Source organism: Humidesulfovibrio idahonensis (genome assembly GCF_054657715.1).
Genome location: NZ_BAAHYE010000002.1, coordinates 805,495 through 823,096, shown reverse-complemented (window position 1 = coordinate 823,096; position 17,602 = coordinate 805,495). Strand labels below are relative to the sequence as shown.

Below are 17,602 nucleotides of genomic sequence, written 5' to 3'. Positions count from 1 at the left end.
CTTGCATAACGGACCTTCAGAGGGTATTGGGCAAGGCTGGGCGCAGGCTCCACAGCGTCTGTTTTGACGCCTGCGCTCTTTGCCCCCTAAACACCTGCACAAGGGTTCGCGACATGATCGAAAGCTCGGGCTATACGAAGCTGCGCATCAAGATGATCCTGACCACCCTTGGTTTCTCGCTCATCCCGCTCCTCATCCTCGGCTTCACCATCTACCGCCAGTTCGAAGCCGCGCACACGGCCAAAATCGTTCAGCACCTGAACCACATCACCGAGAACAAGCGCCGCACCATCGACCTGTTCCTGAACGAGCGCCTTTCCCAGCTCATGGCCATCGCCTACACCCACAAGCTGGAATACTTTCTGGAAAGCGGCACCCTGGAGCGCGTGTTCACGCTCATGCAGGCGCGCAGCAAATACTACATCGACCTGGGCATCATCGACCAGGACGGCAACCACGTCATGTACACCGGCCCCTATCAGGCCATCCGCACCGCCAACTACAAGGACCAGGAGTGGTTCGACCAGGTGCAGGCCAAGGGCTTCTACATCAGCGACGTGTTCATGGGACGCCGCAACTACCCCCACTTCATCATCGCCGTAAGCCGCCGCGACGGCGACCGGAACTGGATTCTGCGCGCCACCATCGACTCGGACATCTTCGACTCGCTGGTGCAGAGCGACCAGCTCGGCGCCAACGGCGACGCCTTTTTGCTCAACAGCGAAAGCATTCTGCAATCCAAGCCGCGCTTCGGGGCCAAGCTGCTGGGCAAAATGGACCTGGGCTCTTACGCGCGCTTCCCCGGCGTGCGGACCGAGTCCATCACCGTGGACGGCAAGCCCTATCTCTTCGGCCTCACCTGGCTTGAGAACAAGAACTGGATGCTCGCCATCCGCGACGACCCGGCCGAGGAACTGACCCCGCTTGCCCACACGCGCTCCACGGTCTGGATCATCCTTGCGGGCGGCTTTCTGCTCATCGCCGGGGGCACCATCCTCACCAGCAACACCATCCTGTCCCAGCTGCTGGAGTCGGAGCGGGAGAAAGCCTCGCTCAACGCCTCGCTCACGCAGTCGAGCAAAATGGCCTCCCTGGGCAAAATGGCCGCGGGCGTGGCGCATGAGATCAACAACCCGCTGGCCATCATCAAGGAGCAAGCGGGCTGGATGCGCGACCTGCTGGGCGAGGAGGACATAAAGGCCAGCCCGAACTTCAAGGAGTTCGCGGACTCCATCACCAAGATCGAGTTCCACGTGACCCGGGCCAAGGACGTGACGCACCGGCTGCTCGGCTTCGCCCGGCGCATGGACCCCGTGCACGACGACGTGAACATCAACGAGGTCATCCTCCAGACCATCACCTTTTTGCAGAACGAGGCGCGCTACCGCGCCATCGAGATAGACACCAACCTGCAGAAGGACCTGCCCTTCGTTGCCAGCGACCCGGCCCAATTGCAGCAGGTGTGCCTGAACATCATCGACAACGCCATCGACGCCATCGGCAAGGACGGCAACATCCACGTGGCAACCATGGCCGTGCACGACCCGGACGAGGTCATCATCACCATCAAGGACTCCGGCCCCGGCATTCCGAAAGAGAAGCTGGACAAGATCTTCGATCCGTTCTTCACCACCAAGAAGGTGGGCGAGGGCACGGGCCTGGGCCTCACCATCAGCTTCAGCATCATCCAAAAGCTTGGCGGCAGGCTCAAGGTGGAGAGCGAGGAAGGCCACGGCGCCACGTTCATCATCAGCCTGCCCATGCATTAAGAATCTGCCCCACACGGCATCAAGGAGCGCACATGGACATACACATCCTGCTGGTGGACGACGAAGCGGACTTCGTCGAAACCCTGACCAAGCGCTTCCGCATCCGCAAAATCCCCGTGGCATCCGCCGGGAGCGGAGCCGAAGCCTTGAAGCTCTTGGAGGAGCAGGAATTCGACGTAGTCATCCTCGACGTGCGCATGCCCGGCATGGGCGGCATGGAGCTGCTGCGCCAAATCCGCGCCAAATATCCCCTCACCGAGGTCATCATGCTCACGGGCCACGCCTCGCTCGAAACCGGCATGCAGGGCATGAGCATGGGCGCTTACGACTACGTGCTCAAGCCCGCAGATTTCGATGAACTGCTGGACAAGGTGCGCCGGGCCGCCGAGCGCAAGGCGCTCAATGTCCGAGCCCAGTCCGGCAACTAGCGCGCACAGCGCCCCCCAGAGCGGCGCTGCTGGGCTCTTTTCCAGGGCCACGGGCGCGCGCGTCTGGCGGGAGCACCGGCTGGTGCTCTGGCTGCACTTCCTTCTGCCCCCGCTCCTGGCCGCCCTTGTGGTGGCGGCAACCTTCGCCAGCCCGCCCCTGGCGGCCTTCCTCGCGGCCATGGTGCTTTTCCTGGCCGCCTGCTCGGCGCGCGGGCTCATGTCGAGCCTCTCCCGCGCGGAGGAAGCCAAGAACTCCCTCAACGCCCAGCTCATCCAGTCGCAAAAGCTGGCCGCGGTGGGCGAGCTCTCCGCTGGCATCGCCCATGAGATCAACAACCCCATCGCCATCATCGCCCAGGAAACGGAATGGGCCACGCACCTGCTGAGCGAGGCCGAGAAGCAGGCCACGCCCGACTTCGCCGAGGTGCGCGACTCCCTGCGCGAAATCCGCTCCCAGGTGGACCGCTGCAAGAACATCACGCACAAGCTGCTCGACTTCGCCCGCAAGCGCGAGCCCGTGCTGCAAGAGGTGGACGTGGCGCGCCTGGTGGACGACATGGCCCGGCTGGTGGACAAGGAAGCCTCGTACAAGAACGTGAGCCTGACCCGCGACCTGCCCGAGGACCTGCCCACCCTGCGCACGGATGCACCTCTTTTGCGCCAGGTGGTGCTGAACCTGATGACCAACGCCCTGCACGCCGTGGACAAGGGCGGCGCCATCAGCATCACGGCCCAGGCCACAGAAACGCGCATGGACATCATCATCTCGGACAACGGCTGCGGCATTGCCCAAGAGAACCTGGACAAGATCTTCAACCCCTTCTTCACCACCAAGCCGCCGGGCCAGGGCACCGGCCTGGGCCTTTCCCTGTGCCACAACCTGGTGCAGGGCATGGGCGGCACCATTTTGGTGAACAGCACCGTGGGCAAGGGCACCACCTTCACCGTGCGCCTGCCGCGCAACCCCTGACGTGCGCATATGATCCGCCTAACCACCCATGACGGCCAAAGCCTGGAGCTGGCCCCGGACGCCCGGCTCACCCTGGCCCAGCACATCTTTCTCGCCGGGCTGTGGGACGGCGTGCCCCTGTGCGCTGGCCTGGGCAAGTGCGGCCTGTGCCGCGTGCGCTTCGCCACCGCCGCACCGGAGCCCGCCGCCGAGGAGCTGAAGCGCCTGGGCCAGGCCGCCATCGACCAGGGCTGGCGGCTCTCCTGCCTGCATCCGGCCACGGCCTGCGACATCGAACTGCCCGAGCCCAAGCGCTCGGCGCAGCCGCGCAGCAGCGGGGCCACGGCGCAACCCGGCCAGCACGCGGACGGACTTTGCCTCGCCGTGGACCTGGGCACCACCAGCATCCATTGGGCGGTCAGCGCGGCCTCGGCGCAGGACGCGCCGCCGGGCGCACAGCCGGACACAACCGTTCTGTCCAGCGGCCAGGGTTTGAACCCGCAAATGGGCCTCGGCAGCGAGGTCATGTCGCGCCTGAGCTTCGCGGCCCGGCCCGGCGGTGAGGAGATCCTCTCCAGCCTGTGCCAGGAGCGCCTGCGCGCGCTGGTGCGCGAGGCCGAGACCCGGCACGGGGCAAAGGTCACGCGCCTTTGCGTGGCGGGCAACAGCGCCATGACCTATCTGCTTTTGGGCCTGCCCCTGGACGGCCTTTCGCGCGCGCCCTACCGCCTGGACGACGCGGGCGGCGACGACCGCGACATCGCGCCCGACCTGCCCCAAACGCGCATCCCGCCCCTGCTCTCGCCCTTTGTCGGCGCGGACCTGAGCGCCGGACTGGCCGCCCTGACCTTTGCGCCCCGCGAAGCCGGCCCCCCGCGCTATCCTTTTCTGCTGGCCGACCTGGGCACAAACGGCGAGTTCGTGCTGGCGCTTTCGCCCACGGAGCACCTGCTGGCCAGCGTGCCCATGGGACCGGCGCTGGAAGGCGTTGGCCTGCGGCATGGCCGCACCGCCGCGCCCGGCGCCGTGCGCGCCTTCGCCCTCACCCCGGCCGGGCTCAAGCCGGAATATATCGAACGCCCGCCGCTGACCGGCGTTGACGGCAAGACCGAAGACCCCGGCATCACCGGCGTGGGCTACCTGTCCCTGGTGGCCGCGCTGCGCCGCGCGGGCGTGCTGGACGACTCGGGCCGCTTCGTGGTACCCGCCACGCCCCTGGGCAAGCGCATCGCCTCCGGCCTGGGGCTGGTCCAGGGCGAGCCAGTGCTGGACCTGGGGTCCGGCCTCGCGCTTCCCGCCACGGACGTGGAGGAGCTGGTCAAGGTCAAGGCGGCCTTCAATCTTGCCCTGTCGCGGCTGCTGGCCGAATCCGGCCTGGCCGCGGGCGCGCTCACGGCCGTGTATCTGGCCGGGGCCATGGGCGAGCATGTGGACGCCCGCGACCTCGCCACCCTGGGATTTTTGCCCGAAGTGCTCACCGCGCGCCTGGTGCGCGCCGGAAACACGTCCCTGGAGGGCGCGGGCTTACTGTTGCATTCCGCCGAGGCCTGGGCCTGGGTGCGCGCGCTGCCCGCCAGCTGCCGCGCCCTCGACCTCGCCTCGGATCCGCGCTTCGGCGCTCTTTTTGTCGAAAGGATGGTGTTGCGCCATGTCGCCTGAACAAATTTTTCCGCGCCCCAGCCGGGAGTTTTTGACCCTGCTCGCCGGTCTTCCCAAGCACCTGGACGCGGCCATGCCCATGCGCCGCCAGCACCGCCGCGAGCTGCCGGGCGACATCCGCCACCTCTCGCACCTGCTCACCGACGAGCGAGGCGACCTGCGGCGCGACTATCTGGCCGACCCGGCAGCGCTCTCGGCCTACATGCGCTACTTTCTGCCCTGGAACATCTACCGCCTGGGCACGCTCTTCGCCGGGCTGTCCATCGATCCGGGCGGCGACAATCCGGACGGCGCGGCCACCATCGTGGACCTGGGCACCGGGCCGCTCACCGCGCCGCTGACCCTTTGGATGAGCCGCCCGCACCTGCGCAAGCGCCCGCTGACCTTCATCTGCGTGGACCGCGCGCCCAAGCCCATGCGCCTGGGGCTCGACGCCCTGCACAGCCTCGCCGCCGCCCAGGGCGGCCTCGCCCCCTGGAAGGTCACGCTGGTCAAGGGACCGCTGGACGCGCGCCTGCGCGAAAAGGCCGACCTGCTCATCATGGCCAATGCCCTGAACGAGGTGCTGCACCGGGGCGAGGGCGAACTGCTGGAAGACGCCGACGCCCTGGCCTGGCACTTGTCCAACATGCTCACGCCCACGGGCTCGCTTTGCGTCGTGGAACCGGGCATCCGCCCCTCGGCGCACCTCATGTCCGCCCTGCGCCGGGGCTTTTTGCACCACGGGCTGAACCCCATCGCGCCCTGCCCGCACACCGGCCCCTGCCCCATGAGCGGCCGGGGCTTCACCGCCTGGTGCCATTTCAATTTCGACGCCGAGGCCGCGCCCAACTGGCTCAAGGCCTTGTCCGACGAGGCCAAGCTGGCCAAGGACAACGTGAGTCTGAGCTTCCTCAGCTTCTCGGCCAAGGGCCGCAAGCTGGAGCCCGCGCCCGGCAAGACCTTTGTCCGCGCCGTGTCCGGCCCCTTTGAGCTGCCCGCGCCAGAGGGCCAGAACGCTGCGCGGCGCTTCGGGCAATATGCCTGCTCCGAGCACGGCCTGACCTTGCTGAGCGTGGCGCAGAAGCACCTTGTGCCGCTGCCCGGCGCGCTCCTGGAGGCCACATGGCCCGCGGAGCCCGTGCAGGACGCCAAGTCCGGCGCGTTGATCCTGCCCATGGGCACGGAGCACACGGCCATGCGCCGCAGCGAAGCCGATCCGGCGGACCCGGCGCCGAAGCACACGTCTGCGACAGCCGCCCGCAAGGACGCTTCGACACGTCGGGACGCGCCCGCCCGCCATGATGCGCGCGATGGGCGGAACGCAAGGGACTTCAGCGGCAAGAAGGACGGACGCTCTGCCGCGCCGCGCTCCCGGCGTCAGGACGAAAGCGGTGCCGACGCGCCCGGACGCGGACCGGAGCGCACGCCGCGCCCCGCGTCTGACCATGGGTCTGGTCCCGCGGCCGCCAAAACATCCCCGCGCCCGCCCAGGGACAGCGCGCCCCGAGACGCAGCACCTCGAAACGCGGCGAAGGACGGCCCGAAGCGCACGCCAAGGCAGGATCGGAACCCGGAGCAGGAGCGCGAACGTTCCCAGAGCCAGGGCCAGCCGTATGACCGCCCCTCCGAGCGGAAGCAATCCGCTGGCGCGCCCGACAAATCCCTGCCGAAAACCCTGACGGTGGACGCGCTCATCGCTGCCGAGGAGTCCGGAACCATTGCAGCGCCCAAGGCCGAGCGCCGCAAGCGCCTGCCTTCGGAACGCCCGGCGGACGAGAAGCGTTCCCCGCGCAAGCCCGGAGCAAAAAAGCCCGGCGCGAAAAAACCGGATGCCAAAACTGGCGGCAAGGCCCACGCATCCCGCGCGGAACGCAAGGCCGGCGGCAAGCCAGGTGCCCAAAACAGCGGCAAGCCAGGCTCAAAACCGGGCAACGCCAAGAAGCCCCGGAGCAAAAAGGAGTCGTAACGTGCGCATCGTGGACCTGGGGCTCATGCCCCATCACGAGGCCGAGACCCTGCAACTGGAGACCCTGGCCGAGGTGCAGCAGGGGGCCGAGGAAACGCTCTTCTTCGTGGAGCACCCCAAGGTCATCACCCTTGGTAGGCAGGGCGGGGCCGAGAACCTGCACGTGGGCCGCGCCTATCTGGAGGCCCAAGGCATCGAGCTGGCGCAGACCCGGCGCGGCGGCAACATCACCTGCCACTTTCCCGGCCAACTGGTGGCCTATCCTGTTTTCCGCGTGGAGAAGCGCCCCGGCGGCATTCGCCAGTTCTTCTTCGACATGGAGGAAGCCGTGATCCGCACCACGGCGGCTTTCGGCGTCAACACCGCACGCCGCCAGGGCTTTCCAGGCGTCTGGACCGGCAGCGACGCCAGCGCGCGCAAGATCTGCTCCATGGGCATCGGCGTCAAACGCTTCGTCACCTACCACGGCCTGGCCCTGAACGTGGCCGAGGACGTGAGCCTTTTCGAGCTCATCACCCTGTGCGGCATAGGCGGCGCGCACGCAACGTCCATGAGCCGCGAGGCCGGGCGCACCATCAATATGGAGGAAGTGAAGGATGTCCTTGCCGGAGAGTTCCGCGCCCGTTTTGCGCATTCCCCCCTGGCTTCGGGTCAAGCTGCCCAGGGATAAAGGCTTCGCCTGCACCAGTTCGCTGCTGCGCGACCTGGACCTGAACACCGTGTGCCAGGGCGCGCGCTGCCCAAACACCTGGGAGTGCTTTTCGCGCAGCGTGGCCACCTTCCTCATCCTCGGCAAGGAATGCACGCGCAACTGCGCCTTCTGCAACATCAATCCCGGCCGCCAGCTGCCGCCCGATGCCGACGAGCCCCGGCGCGTGGCCGAGGGCGCGGCGCGGCTCGGCCTCAAGCACGTGGTCATCACGTCCGTCACGCGCGACGATCTGCCGGACGGCGGCGCGGCGCACTTCGCCGAGACCATCCGCCAGGTGAAGCAGCGCATGCCCGGATGCACCATCGAGGTGCTCATTCCCGATTTCCAGGGCGATGCCGAGGCCCTTGCCGCAGTGCTCGCCGCCCGGCCCGATGTGCTGAACCACAACGTGGAGACCGTGCCCCGGCTGTATACGGACATCCGCCCCCAGGCGGACTACGCCCAGAGCCTGGAGCTGCTGCGCCGCGTGGCCGAGGGCGGCACGGGCATACCCGCCAAGAGCGGCCTCATGGTCGGCCTGGGTGAAACGGACGAGGAGCTCAGGGACGCCATCCGCGACCTCAAGCGGGCGGGCTGCTCCATGATCACAGTCGGGCAGTACATGCGGCCCTCGCGCCTGCATCCGCCCGTGGTGCGCTACATGCCGCCGGACGAATTCGACGCCCTGGCCGCGTTCGGCCGGTCCATCGGCGTGGCCAAGATGTTCTGCGCGCCCCTTGTGCGCAGCAGCTATCACGCGGCGGAAATGGCGGCTCAACCGGCCCCTTGATTTTTGCAGGTTACGAGAGCCCAAACGCAAAAATCCCTCTGGATTCTCTGGACAAGCTTATGGCGAACGACTAACTTGTGAATTGTAGAACAAGATCTTTGAAGCATGCCCGTATCAGCCCCCGTTCCTTTCACCTTAGGAGGACACCGTGAGCAGATTATGGAAGGGTCTCATTCCAGTCCTGGCCGCGCTGGCAGTCTGGGCAATCCCGACGCCGCAGGGCCTGGAGCCCTACGCGTGGCAATATTTCTCGATTTTCGTCGGCGTGGTCGTAGCGCTCATTCTGGAGCCCATACCCGCCGCTGCCGTCGGCCTTGTCGGCGTTGTTCTCTGCGCCTCGCTCATGCTCGTTCCCGGCGATCCGCCCAAGCCGGCCCCGCCCAAGGCCGATGCGGCCAAGGCCGCCGATGCGCCCAAGCCTCCTGACGGCGTAAAGGCCCCGGACGGCGCGAAGCCGCCTGTCCCTGATGCAGCCAAGCCCGATGCCGCCAAGCCGGGCGCGCCTGCCGCAGCCGCAGCTCCCGCCGTGGCCCCGCCCGCCGCTGGCGCAGCCCCCGCTGCCAAGTCCGACGCAATCAAGCCAGACGCCCCCAAGGCGGATGCTCCGAAGGCCGACGCCGCAAAGAAGCCCGAGGCCAAGAAGCCGCCCAAGCCCGCCGACGAGATCAAGTGGGCCCTGGCCGGATTCTCCAACGGCACGGTGTGGCTCATCTTCATCGCCTTCATGTTCGCCCTGGGCTATGAGAAGACCGGGCTGGGCAAGCGCATCTCCCTGGTGCTCATCAAGAAGCTGGGCAAGCGCACCCTTGGCCTGGGCTACGCCGTGGCCCTGGCCGATCTGGCCCTGGCGCCGTTCATGCCTTCCAACACCGCGCGCAGCGGCGGCACCATCTTCCCCATCATCAAGAACATTCCCGGCCTGTACGGCTCCACCCCAGACACCGAGCCGCGCAAGATCGGCGGCTACCTCATGTGGGTGGCGCTGGCCACAACCTGCGTCACCAGCTCCATGTTCTTCACCGGCCTGGCCCCCAACCTGCTGGCCATGAGCCTGGTGGAAAAGACCATCGGCCTCAAGTTCACCTGGATGGAGTGGTTCACGGCCTTCGCGCCCGTGGGCATCATCCTGTTCCTGGCCGTGCCCTGGCTTACCTACGTGCTCTACCCGCCCACCATGAAGACCAGCGAGGACGCGCCCAAGTGGGCCGCCAGCGAGCTGACCAAGCTGGGCCCCATGACGGGCAAGGAATGGGCAATGGCCGGACTGGCCTGTTTGGCGCTGCTGGGCTGGATCTTCGCGGGCGACTACCTGGACGCGACCCTGGTTGCGCTCATCGCGCTCACGCTCATGATCCTCTTTGACGTCATCAACTGGAACGACCTCTTGGGCAACAAGCAGGCCTGGAACGTGCTGTTCTGGTTCGCCACCCTGGTGACCCTGGCCGACGGCCTGGGCAAGGTCGGCTTCCTGAAGTGGTTCGCCACCACGGCGGCCGGGGCAATGGTCGGCTACTCGCCGAACACGGTCATCATCATGCTCTTGGTGCTGTTCTTCGTGGTGCACTATCTCTTCGCCAGCCTGACGGCGCACGTCACCGCGCTGATGCCGGTGTTTTTGACCACGGCGGCGGCGATTCCGGGCGTGAACCTGAGGACGCTGGCGCTGCTGCTCTGCCTCAGCCTGGGCCTCATGGGCATCATCACCCCGTACGCGACCGGGCCAAGCCCGATCTACTACGGCTCCGGCTTCGTGAGCCGCAAGGACTTCTGGCTGCAAGGCTTCATCTTCGGCGCCATCTTCCTGGGCGTGCTGCTCCTGGTGGGCGTGCCGTACATGATGGCCATGTAAGCGGACTAGCTTAGCTTAAGGCAAAACAAAGCCCCCCGAGCCGAAAGGCGAGGGGGGCTTTTCACAGAAACCAATAGATCATCGTGCTAATAACTTTGAGCTGACAAGACGCTTTCGCGCATTATCTTGATCAATCGTAAGGCTAAGGAATGGTATTATTTTTTCTGCAAGTTCATACTGTTGTACTTCCAAGGCCTTAGCGATAATACGCTTATATGCATCGTCTTGCTCTATCGACAGACTTAACTTAGATACAAGAGGAGTGGCAAGATCAGGCCTACTATTATTTAAACAATTAGTAATAATTTCTTTGTAAGCATTATTACGGTCAATACTCAGAGTCATCAAGTCTGCCGCCCGAGTGGCAATAACAATATTACGCTCTAGCCTATCACCAGGAGAAGGCACAACTCCTTCGACAACGACTCTATCTGTCAACGGAGGATTTTCATAATCTGAAACAAATTTTGCTGGTTGTTTGGAGAATCTCCGCTCTAGTACATCATAAATTTCATCAAACGCCTTTGTACATTTCGCCAAAGACACAATAAAAATTGTTCCCCCAGCAATCCATGCGAATAATTTCTTTTTCATAAGCCTCAGAATCAGATTTGAATTCCTAAAATAATAACATTGTTTCGCATCAATCCCGTCACACGATTCCAAAGTCCGGATAGATGCTTTCCACCTATCTACCCACGTTGTCCTCTACTTCCCCCGCTCAACCTGCCCCTTGACCAGTCCCTTCAACCGCACAACATCGTTGAAGGATATCTTGTTCTTGTCGAAGAGGGCCATGAGCTCGAAGAAATTATTCGCCGTGCAGGTGAGCTGCTCGGGCGGGATGCTGACCGTGCCGCCGAAGTTCTCCAACCCGCCGAAGCTGATGGAGATGTCCCGCCCTTTCAGCCCCCTGGCCGTGAACGTGTACAGCTTCCCGATGGGCCGAAGCTGGCATATCCATTTTCCCAGCGCCATGAATTCCTGTCTGCGGCTAGCCATTGAATCTCCTTAAGAATGCACGGCAACACGTTGCAACGGCCCACGGCGCACGGGGGCTTGCGGCGCGCGCCCGCACGGCGGCCCCCCCACGGCCAAGCGCCCTATTCATCCCAGTCCTTCACCTGCAGCTCAATCTTCGGCACCCCGTCGAAACGGTCGATGCGCGGGGTGAAGGCGAAGCGCTTCAGCGTGCCCATGACGTCGCGCGTCAGCTCGCTGGCCTTGCGCCAGGCCTTGGCGGGCAGCACCGCGCCGGGCCGCACGCCCACCTGGTCGGCGGGCAGCTGCTCCACCAGCTTGAGCTTCACGTGGTCCTTGCCGAACACGCGGTAATCTTTGACCATGACCGGCGGCGAGACGAAGGTGGGCTCCGGGTTGCCCATGCCGAAAGGCTGCAACATCTCCAGTTCCTTCAGCAAAGTGAAGGAGATGTCGCCAAACGAGAGCTCGCGGTCGAGCTTGAGCGAAGGCTTGAGCGGCACCGGGCCAAGGGACGCCTCCACGGCGAGGTGGAAGCCCTCGCGCAGGGCCTCAAGGTTCTCCAGCGGCATGGAAAGCCCGGCCGCCTGCTTGTGTCCGCCAAAGCCCAGGAACAAATGCTCCATGCCGGAAAGGCCCTCGTGCAGGTCGAACTCGGACACGCTGCGGCCGGAGCCCTTCCAGTGCCCGCCGCCCGCATCCTCCTCGCGGCAGAGCATCAGCACCGGGCGGTAATACCGCTCCACCACGCGCGAGGCCACAATGCCGATGACGCCGGGGTGCCAGTGGTCCGCGGCGAGCACGAGCCCCAGCCGCTCCTTCTGCTCCTCGGCCTGGGCAAGGGCTTCCTCAAGGATGGCCTGCTCTTCGCTGCGGCGCTTGGCGTTCAGGCCGTCGAGCTTGGAGGCCAGCGGATTGGCCGTGTCCATGTCCGGCGCCAGCAGCATGGTCAGCGCAATCTGCGGGTCGGCCATGCGCCCGGCCGCGTTGATGCGCGGCGCCAGGCCGAAGCCGATCTGCCCCGCGCCCAGCTCGGCCAGGCGGTCGTAGCCGCTGTAGACCTTGAGCGAGGCGATGCCGGGCCGCTTGGCTTCCTTGATGAGCAAAAGTCCGTTCTTGACCAGGATGCGGTTCTGGCCGGTCAGGCCCACCACGTCGGCCACGGTGCCCAGGGCCACGAGGTCCAGGAATTGGCGCATGTCCACGGGCTCGCCGGGCAAAAGCCGGTTCAGCGCCGCAAGCAGCATGAAGGCCACGCCCACGCCCGCCAGCTCGCACATGCCCACGCACGCGCCGCCGCAACCGCCGGAATAGCCGCCCAGCACGCCCTCGGAGCCCTGGCACAGGCGGGGATTGCAGATGGCCGCGGCAGGCGGCAGCTCGCCCGGCGGCATGTGGTGGTCGCTCACCACCACGGTCATGCCGAGTTCATTGGCCCGCGCCACCTCGGCCACGGCGCTGATGCCGCAGTCGACCGTGAGCAGCAGGCGCACGCCGTCCTCGGCCAGGCGTTCGATGCCCGCCGCGTTCAGGCCGTAGCCGTCGTCCACGCGGTTGGGCAGGTAGTGGCGCACCTGTCCGGTACCGTCCAGCGCGCCCTTTTCCGGTCCGAGCCGCTTGAGGAAAAAGTCCTTCACCAGCGCGGTGGCCGTGATGCCGTCCACGTCGTAGTCGCCCCAGACGCAGAGGCGCGCGCCCGCCTCAAGCCCGCGGGCCAGCACCTGGGCGGATTCGCTCAGGCCGGGGATGGACTCCGGCTTGGCCAGGTGCCGCAGACCGGGCGAAAGAAAACGGTCCATGTCCTGGGGGGACGTGAACCCGCGCCGCCACAGCACCTCGGCGATGACTTGGGTGATGCCGAGTTCCTCGGCGATGGCCCCGATGTTGGCGGGCACGGGCGAGCCCGAAAGCAGCTTCCAGTTGCAGGGCATGGCGCGCCTAGCCCTGCGCCTGGGCAGGCTGGGCGGCGGCCTGGGCGATGCGGCGCAGGAACTCGCGGGCGCTGGCCACGGGTCCGCCCTTGTCCTCGGGCGCGCGGGTCACCGGCCTGCCGACCACGAGAAAATCCGCGCCGGCGGCCACAGCCGCTTCGGGGGTCATGATGCGGCGCTGGTCGTCGGCCGGGGCGGTGGGATCGGGCAGGCGGATGCCGGGGGTGAGGCAGAGGAAGTTCTCGCCGCAGGCGGCCTTGATGCGTGCCGCCTCCTGGCCGGAACAGACCACGCCGTCCAGCCCGGCCGAATGCGACGCCCGGGCCAGCTCCAGCGCAACCTCAGCAGCCGCCCGGCCCTGCAAAATGGGGTTGTTCGTGTCCTGCATGCTGGTAAGCACGGTGACCGCGAGCAGCAGCGGCTTCACGCTCAGGCCGTGCTCCTTGACCGCCTCGTCGCGCGCGGCAACGGCGATGCGCGCCATGTCCTGCCCGCCGGCGGCGTGGATGTTCAGCATGTCCGCGCCGCTTTTGACGGCGGAGCGCACGGCCCCGCGCACGGTGTTCGGAATGTCCAGGAACTTGAGGTCGAGAAAGACGCGGAAGCCCATGTGCTTGAGGGCGCGGACGATCTCCGGCCCCTCGGCCACAAAGAGCTCCAGGCCCACCTTCATCCAGGGCTTGGCCTGCCCCGGCGGCGTGGCGTTTTGCAGATGCCGGGCCATTTCCAGGGCCTCGGCCCCGGTCTGAAAATCAAGGGCGATGACGAGTTCCGGCTGGCGCATCAAGCCTGCTCCCACTGGGAAAGAAGACCGGACACAAGCCCCGGACGGCAGATGGCCCGGGCGCGGCCCGCCACATACACGGCGCGCAGCTCGTCGGCCGCCTCCTCGATGTCGTCGTTCACGATATGGTAGTCGAAGTGCTTGGCCTGCTCCAACTCGCCCAGGGCGTTCTTCATGCGCTTGGCGATGACGTCCTCCGAATCCGTGCCGCGGCCGCGCAGGCGGCGCTCCAGCACCTCGCGGCTGGGCGGCAGAATGAACACGTACAGCGCCTGCGGGAACACGGCCTTGAGCTGCAAGGCTCCCTGCACGTCGATGTCGAAAAGCATGTCGTGCCCGCGCGCGAGCTTCTCCTCCACAGGGGCCTTGGGCGTGCCGTAGAAGTTGCCGTGCACCTCGGCCCATTCGGCGAAGTATCCGGCGTCGCGCTTGGCGATGAAGGTCTCGCGCGTGAGGAAGTGATAGTGCACGCCGTCTTCCTCCGTGCCGCGCGGAGCCCGCGTGGTGCAGGAGATGGAATAGGCGAAGCCGGGAAACTCCGCCCGCAGGCGGGAGACAAGGGTGCTTTTGCCCGCGCCGGAGGGAGCGGAGAGCACGAGGCAGAGGCCTTTTCGTGTGGTGCCCTGGAGGTTGTCCAAGGGGGAGTCTGTGGGGCGCATTATTCCTCCTCGCGCTTGGGCGCGCTTTCCTCGGCCAGGAAACGCTGGCCGATGGTCTCCGCCTGGATGGCCGAGAGGATGACGTGGTTGGAGTCCGTGACGACGATGGCGCGGGTCTTGCGGCCCTGGGTGGCGTCGATGAGCCGCCCTTCCTGGCGCGCGTCCTCGCGCAGTCTGCGCATGGGCGCGCTGGCCGGGTCCACGATGGCGATGATGCGCCCGGCCACGACGAAGTTGCCGAAGCCCAGGTTCACCAGCCGCTGGCGCGGCGTCTGTTTGGGTGCGCTTTTGTCCATGTCGCTACTCGATGTTCTGCACCTGTTCGCGGCATTTTTCCAGCTCAACCTTGAAATCCACGGTAAGCCGGCTCACTTCCACATCCTGGGCCTTGTTGCCGCAGGTGTTGATCTCGCGGAAGGCCTCCTGGATGAGGAAGTCCAGACGCTTGCCCGCCTCGCCGTTGGCGGCCACGGCCTCGTCCAGGCGATCCAGGTGCGCGGCCAGACGGGTGATTTCTTCGCTCACGTCCAGACGGTCGGCCAGCACTGCCACTTCCTGGGCCAGGCGCTCCTCGGTGAAGGTCATGCCCGCCTGGGCCACAAGGCCGTTCAGGCGCTCGGCCGTGGCGGCCTGCTTGTCCTTCAGCACCACGGGCACGCGCTCGGCCACGGCGGCGGCCAGCACGCGCAGGCGCGCAAAGCGCTCCTTCAGGTCGCGGGCAAGCTCTCCGCCCTCCACCCGGCGCGAGGCGTTCCAGTCCGCAACGGCCTTCAAAAAGCCCTGCTCCAGACTGGCGGCGAGCTTCGGATCCGGCTCGGCGGAGTCGTCGCGCCAGAGGTGCGAGGCGGACATGAGCCGGTTCATGTCCGGCGTGAAGGCCACGCCCTGGACCTTGGCCAGTTCGCGCAGTTGGTCGAGCATGGCTCCGGCCTGGGCGGTGTTCAGGCTCACGCCCAGAAGCGCGGCGCTGCGGGTCTCTACCGAGAGGTTGATGTCCACCCGCCCGCGCGAGGCGCTTTTGCGCAGCAGCTTGTCGAACTTGGCCTCCAGGCTGCGCAGCACAGAGGGCATGCGCCACTTCACGTCCAGAAAGCGGTTGTTGACGCTCCTGATCTCCCACACATGGCTGAAGTCCTCGGCGTTCGTCTCCACTCGTCCAAAACCGGTCATGCTCACGGGCATGGGGATTCTCCTTGGTTCAGCCGGGATTCCCCGGCCTCGATTGCTGTTTTATACATGGCCCGCAGCGCGGTCAGGCGCCGTTTCATATCTTCAGTGGCGTAGTCCGGAAACGTCCAGGGCAAGTCCACCCAGCCCTGGCGCTTGTTGTAGATGAGCGTCAGATCGGCCCAGATGCCGCCGCCCAGGTACACCCGGTGCGTGAAATTCTTGCCCGAGGCCAGCACGAGGCGTTCCAGCGTGAGAAGCCCTGGGTCCAGGTTCACCCGCCGCGCGCCGTTTTCTCCGGCGAGGCCGCGCTCCAGCCCGTTGGTGGCGAGCTTCAAATCCTTCAGCCCGTCCAGGCGAACGAGACGCTCAAAGCCAAGAATTCGCCGGAACAGGGGCGCGCCCAGTTCCTCTTCATAATATGCCGTGTGATCAAAGGCCAGCGGTTCCGACTCGTAATCCACAGGGCCGAAGCGATCCGCAAGGGCGGCGCGCAAGGGCTCCCAGCCTTCTTCCCACCAGCGTTGCGCGGCCAGCACGGAAAGAACGAGCTTGCCGGGCAGCGGTTCGCGCGGAGTGCTCACACTTTTTCTCCACAGATTTCATCGGCGGCAAGGGCGGCGCCGGTGATTCTGCCCCCGGCCACGGCCTCCGGCCGCATGCCTACAAGAGTGCCAGGACGCAGGTCTTCGCCACGCACCGCGCAGGCCGCGTAATACTCGCACACGCCCTGGCCCGTGGCCGCGTTCTCCACAAGCACGGTCAGGCGGGGCAGGGCCGCAAGCTCCTTCTGGAAGGCGCGCTTCCTGCCTTCCGCCAGGCCGCGCAGCCGGGCCGCGCGCGCCGTGCGCTCGGCCTTGGGCAAATGATCCGGCCAGGCCGCGGCGACGGTTCCGGGCCGTGGCGAAAAGGGAAACACGTGGGCGTAGGTCAGCGGCAGTTCGCGGCAAAAGGCGTAGGTGGTCTCGAACTGCTCCGCCGATTCGCCGGGAAAGCCCGTGAGCAAGTCCGCGCCAAGGCCCAGGCGCGGCCAGTGGCGGCGCAATCCGGCCAGAAACTCCAGCACCTGCCCGGGGCGGTAGTGCCCGCGCCCCATGCGCTTGAGCACTCCGGCGTCGCCGCTTTGCAGCGAAAGATGCAGATGCGGGGCGACCAGACGCGAACCGCCCAGCACGTCGAGGGCCTTGGCGTCCAGTTGGCCCGGCTCAAGGGAGCTCAGACGCAGGCGCGCACGGCCGGCCCACTGCGGCGCAAGCTCGGCCTCGATGCGCGCAAGCAGATCCCAAAAGTCCAGAGGCTCCTGCAAGTCGCGGCCATACTGCCGCAGGTTCACGCCGGAGAGCACCAGCTCGCGGTACCCGGCTTCGAGCAGGCGGCGCATCTCGGCCAGGGCGGCGGCGGGTTCGCGGCTGACGCTGGCCCCGCGCGAAAGCGGCACGATGCAATAGGTGCAGTGGTGCGAGCAGCCGTCCTGCACCTTGACCACGGCCCGCGCCCGGTTGAAGGCCGCTATGGAGAACGGCGGAAAGACGCGCGCGGCCGTCTCCCCTTCCGGCCCGGCGTCCGCGACGCCCACCTCTGTATTGAAAGCCTCGAAGAGGCCGAAGGGCCCGGCGAGCAGCGCGGCCTTGCGGTCCTGCGGCACCACGGCGTCCACCTCGGGCATGGCGGCGATGTCCTTGGCCAGCACCTGCGCCGCGCAGCCCGTGACGATGATGCGCGCGCCCGGGTTCTGCTGGCGCATGCGGCGCACGGCGGCGCGCAGGTCGCTCACGGCGCGGTTGGTCACCGCGCAGGAATTCACGAGAAGCACATCCGCGGTTTCGGCGTCCCCGGCTTCGGCGTGGCCCAGGGCGCTCCAGGCCTCGGCTATGGCCTCGGACTCGTATTGGTTGATCTTGCAGCCCAAGGTGGCCACATGAAAGGTTTTGGCATCGGCGTTTTTCGGCATGGTCTGCGCTATATTTCCCTGGATTGTTGGAGGCGTCTGGATGAAA

Annotated in this window: 17 protein-coding genes; 8 read left to right on the top strand and 9 right to left on the bottom strand. The window is 66.3% G+C overall.

What is annotated here, in order from left to right:
• Positions 1–113 precede the first annotated feature (113 nt).
• The 8 genes from ACYQ4W_RS04125 to ACYQ4W_RS04090 all read left to right on the top strand — a co-directional run bounded on the left by ACYQ4W_RS04125 (position 114) and on the right by ACYQ4W_RS04090 (position 10,083).
• Positions 114–1,769 (top strand): ATP-binding protein, encoded by a 1,656-nt coding sequence (locus tag ACYQ4W_RS04125; RefSeq protein ID WP_459853149.1) that lies wholly within the window; start codon positions 114–116, stop codon positions 1,767–1,769.
• 32 nt (positions 1,770–1,801) lie between these two features.
• A complete protein-coding gene (locus tag ACYQ4W_RS04120) occupies positions 1,802–2,197 on the top strand; it encodes a response regulator (protein ID WP_459853147.1) in 396 nt (131 codons plus the stop codon).
• Positions 2,172–3,167, top strand: a complete 996-nt coding sequence (locus ACYQ4W_RS04115; protein ID WP_459853144.1) for a sensor histidine kinase — start codon at positions 2,172–2,174, stop codon at positions 3,165–3,167. The genes ACYQ4W_RS04120 and ACYQ4W_RS04115 overlap by 26 nt, the downstream gene beginning before the upstream one ends.
• 9 nt (positions 3,168–3,176) lie before the next feature.
• A complete protein-coding gene (locus ACYQ4W_RS04110) occupies positions 3,177–4,805 on the top strand; it encodes an ASKHA domain-containing protein (protein ID WP_459853141.1) in 1,629 nt (542 codons plus the stop codon).
• Positions 4,795–6,753, top strand: coding sequence for a small ribosomal subunit Rsm22 family protein (locus ACYQ4W_RS04105; RefSeq protein WP_459853138.1), 1,959 nt, complete (start codon positions 4,795–4,797; stop codon positions 6,751–6,753). Before ACYQ4W_RS04110 ends, ACYQ4W_RS04105 begins: the two co-directional genes overlap by 11 nt.
• A 25-nt stretch (positions 6,754–6,778) precedes the next feature.
• Positions 6,779–7,423 (top strand): lipoyl(octanoyl) transferase LipB, encoded by a 645-nt coding sequence (gene lipB / locus ACYQ4W_RS04100; RefSeq protein WP_459854459.1) that lies wholly within the window; start codon positions 6,779–6,781, stop codon positions 7,421–7,423.
• Positions 7,350–8,234 carry a lipoyl synthase gene (gene lipA, locus ACYQ4W_RS04095; protein ID WP_459853135.1) on the top strand — a complete coding sequence of 295 codons (885 nt, stop codon included), beginning with the start codon at positions 7,350–7,352 and terminating at the stop codon, positions 8,232–8,234. Before lipB ends, lipA begins: the two co-directional genes overlap by 74 nt.
• Positions 8,235–8,382: 148 nt before the next feature.
• On the top strand, positions 8,383–10,083 hold the full coding sequence (locus ACYQ4W_RS04090) for a DASS family sodium-coupled anion symporter (RefSeq protein ID WP_459853132.1): 1,701 nt from the start codon (positions 8,383–8,385) through the stop codon (positions 10,081–10,083).
• A gap of 78 nt (positions 10,084–10,161) precedes the next feature.
• Here ACYQ4W_RS04090 and ACYQ4W_RS04085 read toward each other — a convergent pair whose 3' ends face one another.
• The 9 genes from ACYQ4W_RS04085 to mtaB all read right to left on the bottom strand — a co-directional run bounded on the left by ACYQ4W_RS04085 (position 10,162) and on the right by mtaB (position 17,556).
• On the bottom strand, positions 10,162–10,677 hold the full coding sequence (locus ACYQ4W_RS04085) for a hypothetical protein (RefSeq protein WP_459853129.1): 516 nt from the start codon (positions 10,675–10,677) through the stop codon (positions 10,162–10,164).
• Positions 10,678–10,791: 114 nt separating this feature from the next.
• A complete protein-coding gene (locus ACYQ4W_RS04080) occupies positions 10,792–11,085 on the bottom strand; it encodes a hypothetical protein (protein ID WP_459853126.1) in 294 nt (97 codons plus the stop codon).
• Between the two features lie 101 nt (positions 11,086–11,186).
• Positions 11,187–12,995 (bottom strand): single-stranded-DNA-specific exonuclease RecJ, encoded by a 1,809-nt coding sequence (recJ, locus tag ACYQ4W_RS04075; RefSeq protein ID WP_459853123.1) that lies wholly within the window; start codon positions 12,993–12,995, stop codon positions 11,187–11,189.
• Between the two features lie 7 nt (positions 12,996–13,002).
• On the bottom strand, positions 13,003–13,779 hold the full coding sequence (gene pyrF / locus ACYQ4W_RS04070) for an orotidine-5'-phosphate decarboxylase (RefSeq protein WP_459853120.1): 777 nt from the start codon (positions 13,777–13,779) through the stop codon (positions 13,003–13,005).
• Positions 13,779–14,438 (bottom strand): guanylate kinase, encoded by a 660-nt coding sequence (gene gmk / locus ACYQ4W_RS04065; RefSeq protein WP_459853117.1) that lies wholly within the window; start codon positions 14,436–14,438, stop codon positions 13,779–13,781. Before gmk ends, pyrF begins: the two co-directional genes overlap by 1 nt.
• On the bottom strand, positions 14,438–14,734 hold the full coding sequence (locus ACYQ4W_RS04060) for a DUF370 domain-containing protein (protein ID WP_459853114.1): 297 nt from the start codon (positions 14,732–14,734) through the stop codon (positions 14,438–14,440). Before ACYQ4W_RS04060 ends, gmk begins: the two co-directional genes overlap by 1 nt.
• A gap of 4 nt (positions 14,735–14,738) precedes the next feature.
• Entirely contained in the window at positions 14,739–15,620 is an 882-nt protein-coding gene (locus ACYQ4W_RS04055) for a YicC/YloC family endoribonuclease (RefSeq protein WP_459853111.1), read from the bottom strand.
• Positions 15,611–16,189, bottom strand: coding sequence for a DUF4416 family protein (locus tag ACYQ4W_RS04050; protein ID WP_459853109.1), 579 nt, complete (start codon positions 16,187–16,189; stop codon positions 15,611–15,613). The genes ACYQ4W_RS04055 and ACYQ4W_RS04050 overlap by 10 nt, the downstream gene beginning before the upstream one ends.
• Complete coding sequence (mtaB, locus tag ACYQ4W_RS04045; RefSeq protein ID WP_459853108.1) at positions 16,186–17,556, bottom strand: tRNA (N(6)-L-threonylcarbamoyladenosine(37)-C(2))-methylthiotransferase MtaB; 1,371 nt, start codon at positions 17,554–17,556, stop codon at positions 16,186–16,188. The genes ACYQ4W_RS04050 and mtaB overlap by 4 nt, the downstream gene beginning before the upstream one ends.
• Positions 17,557–17,602: the final 46 nt, after the last annotated feature.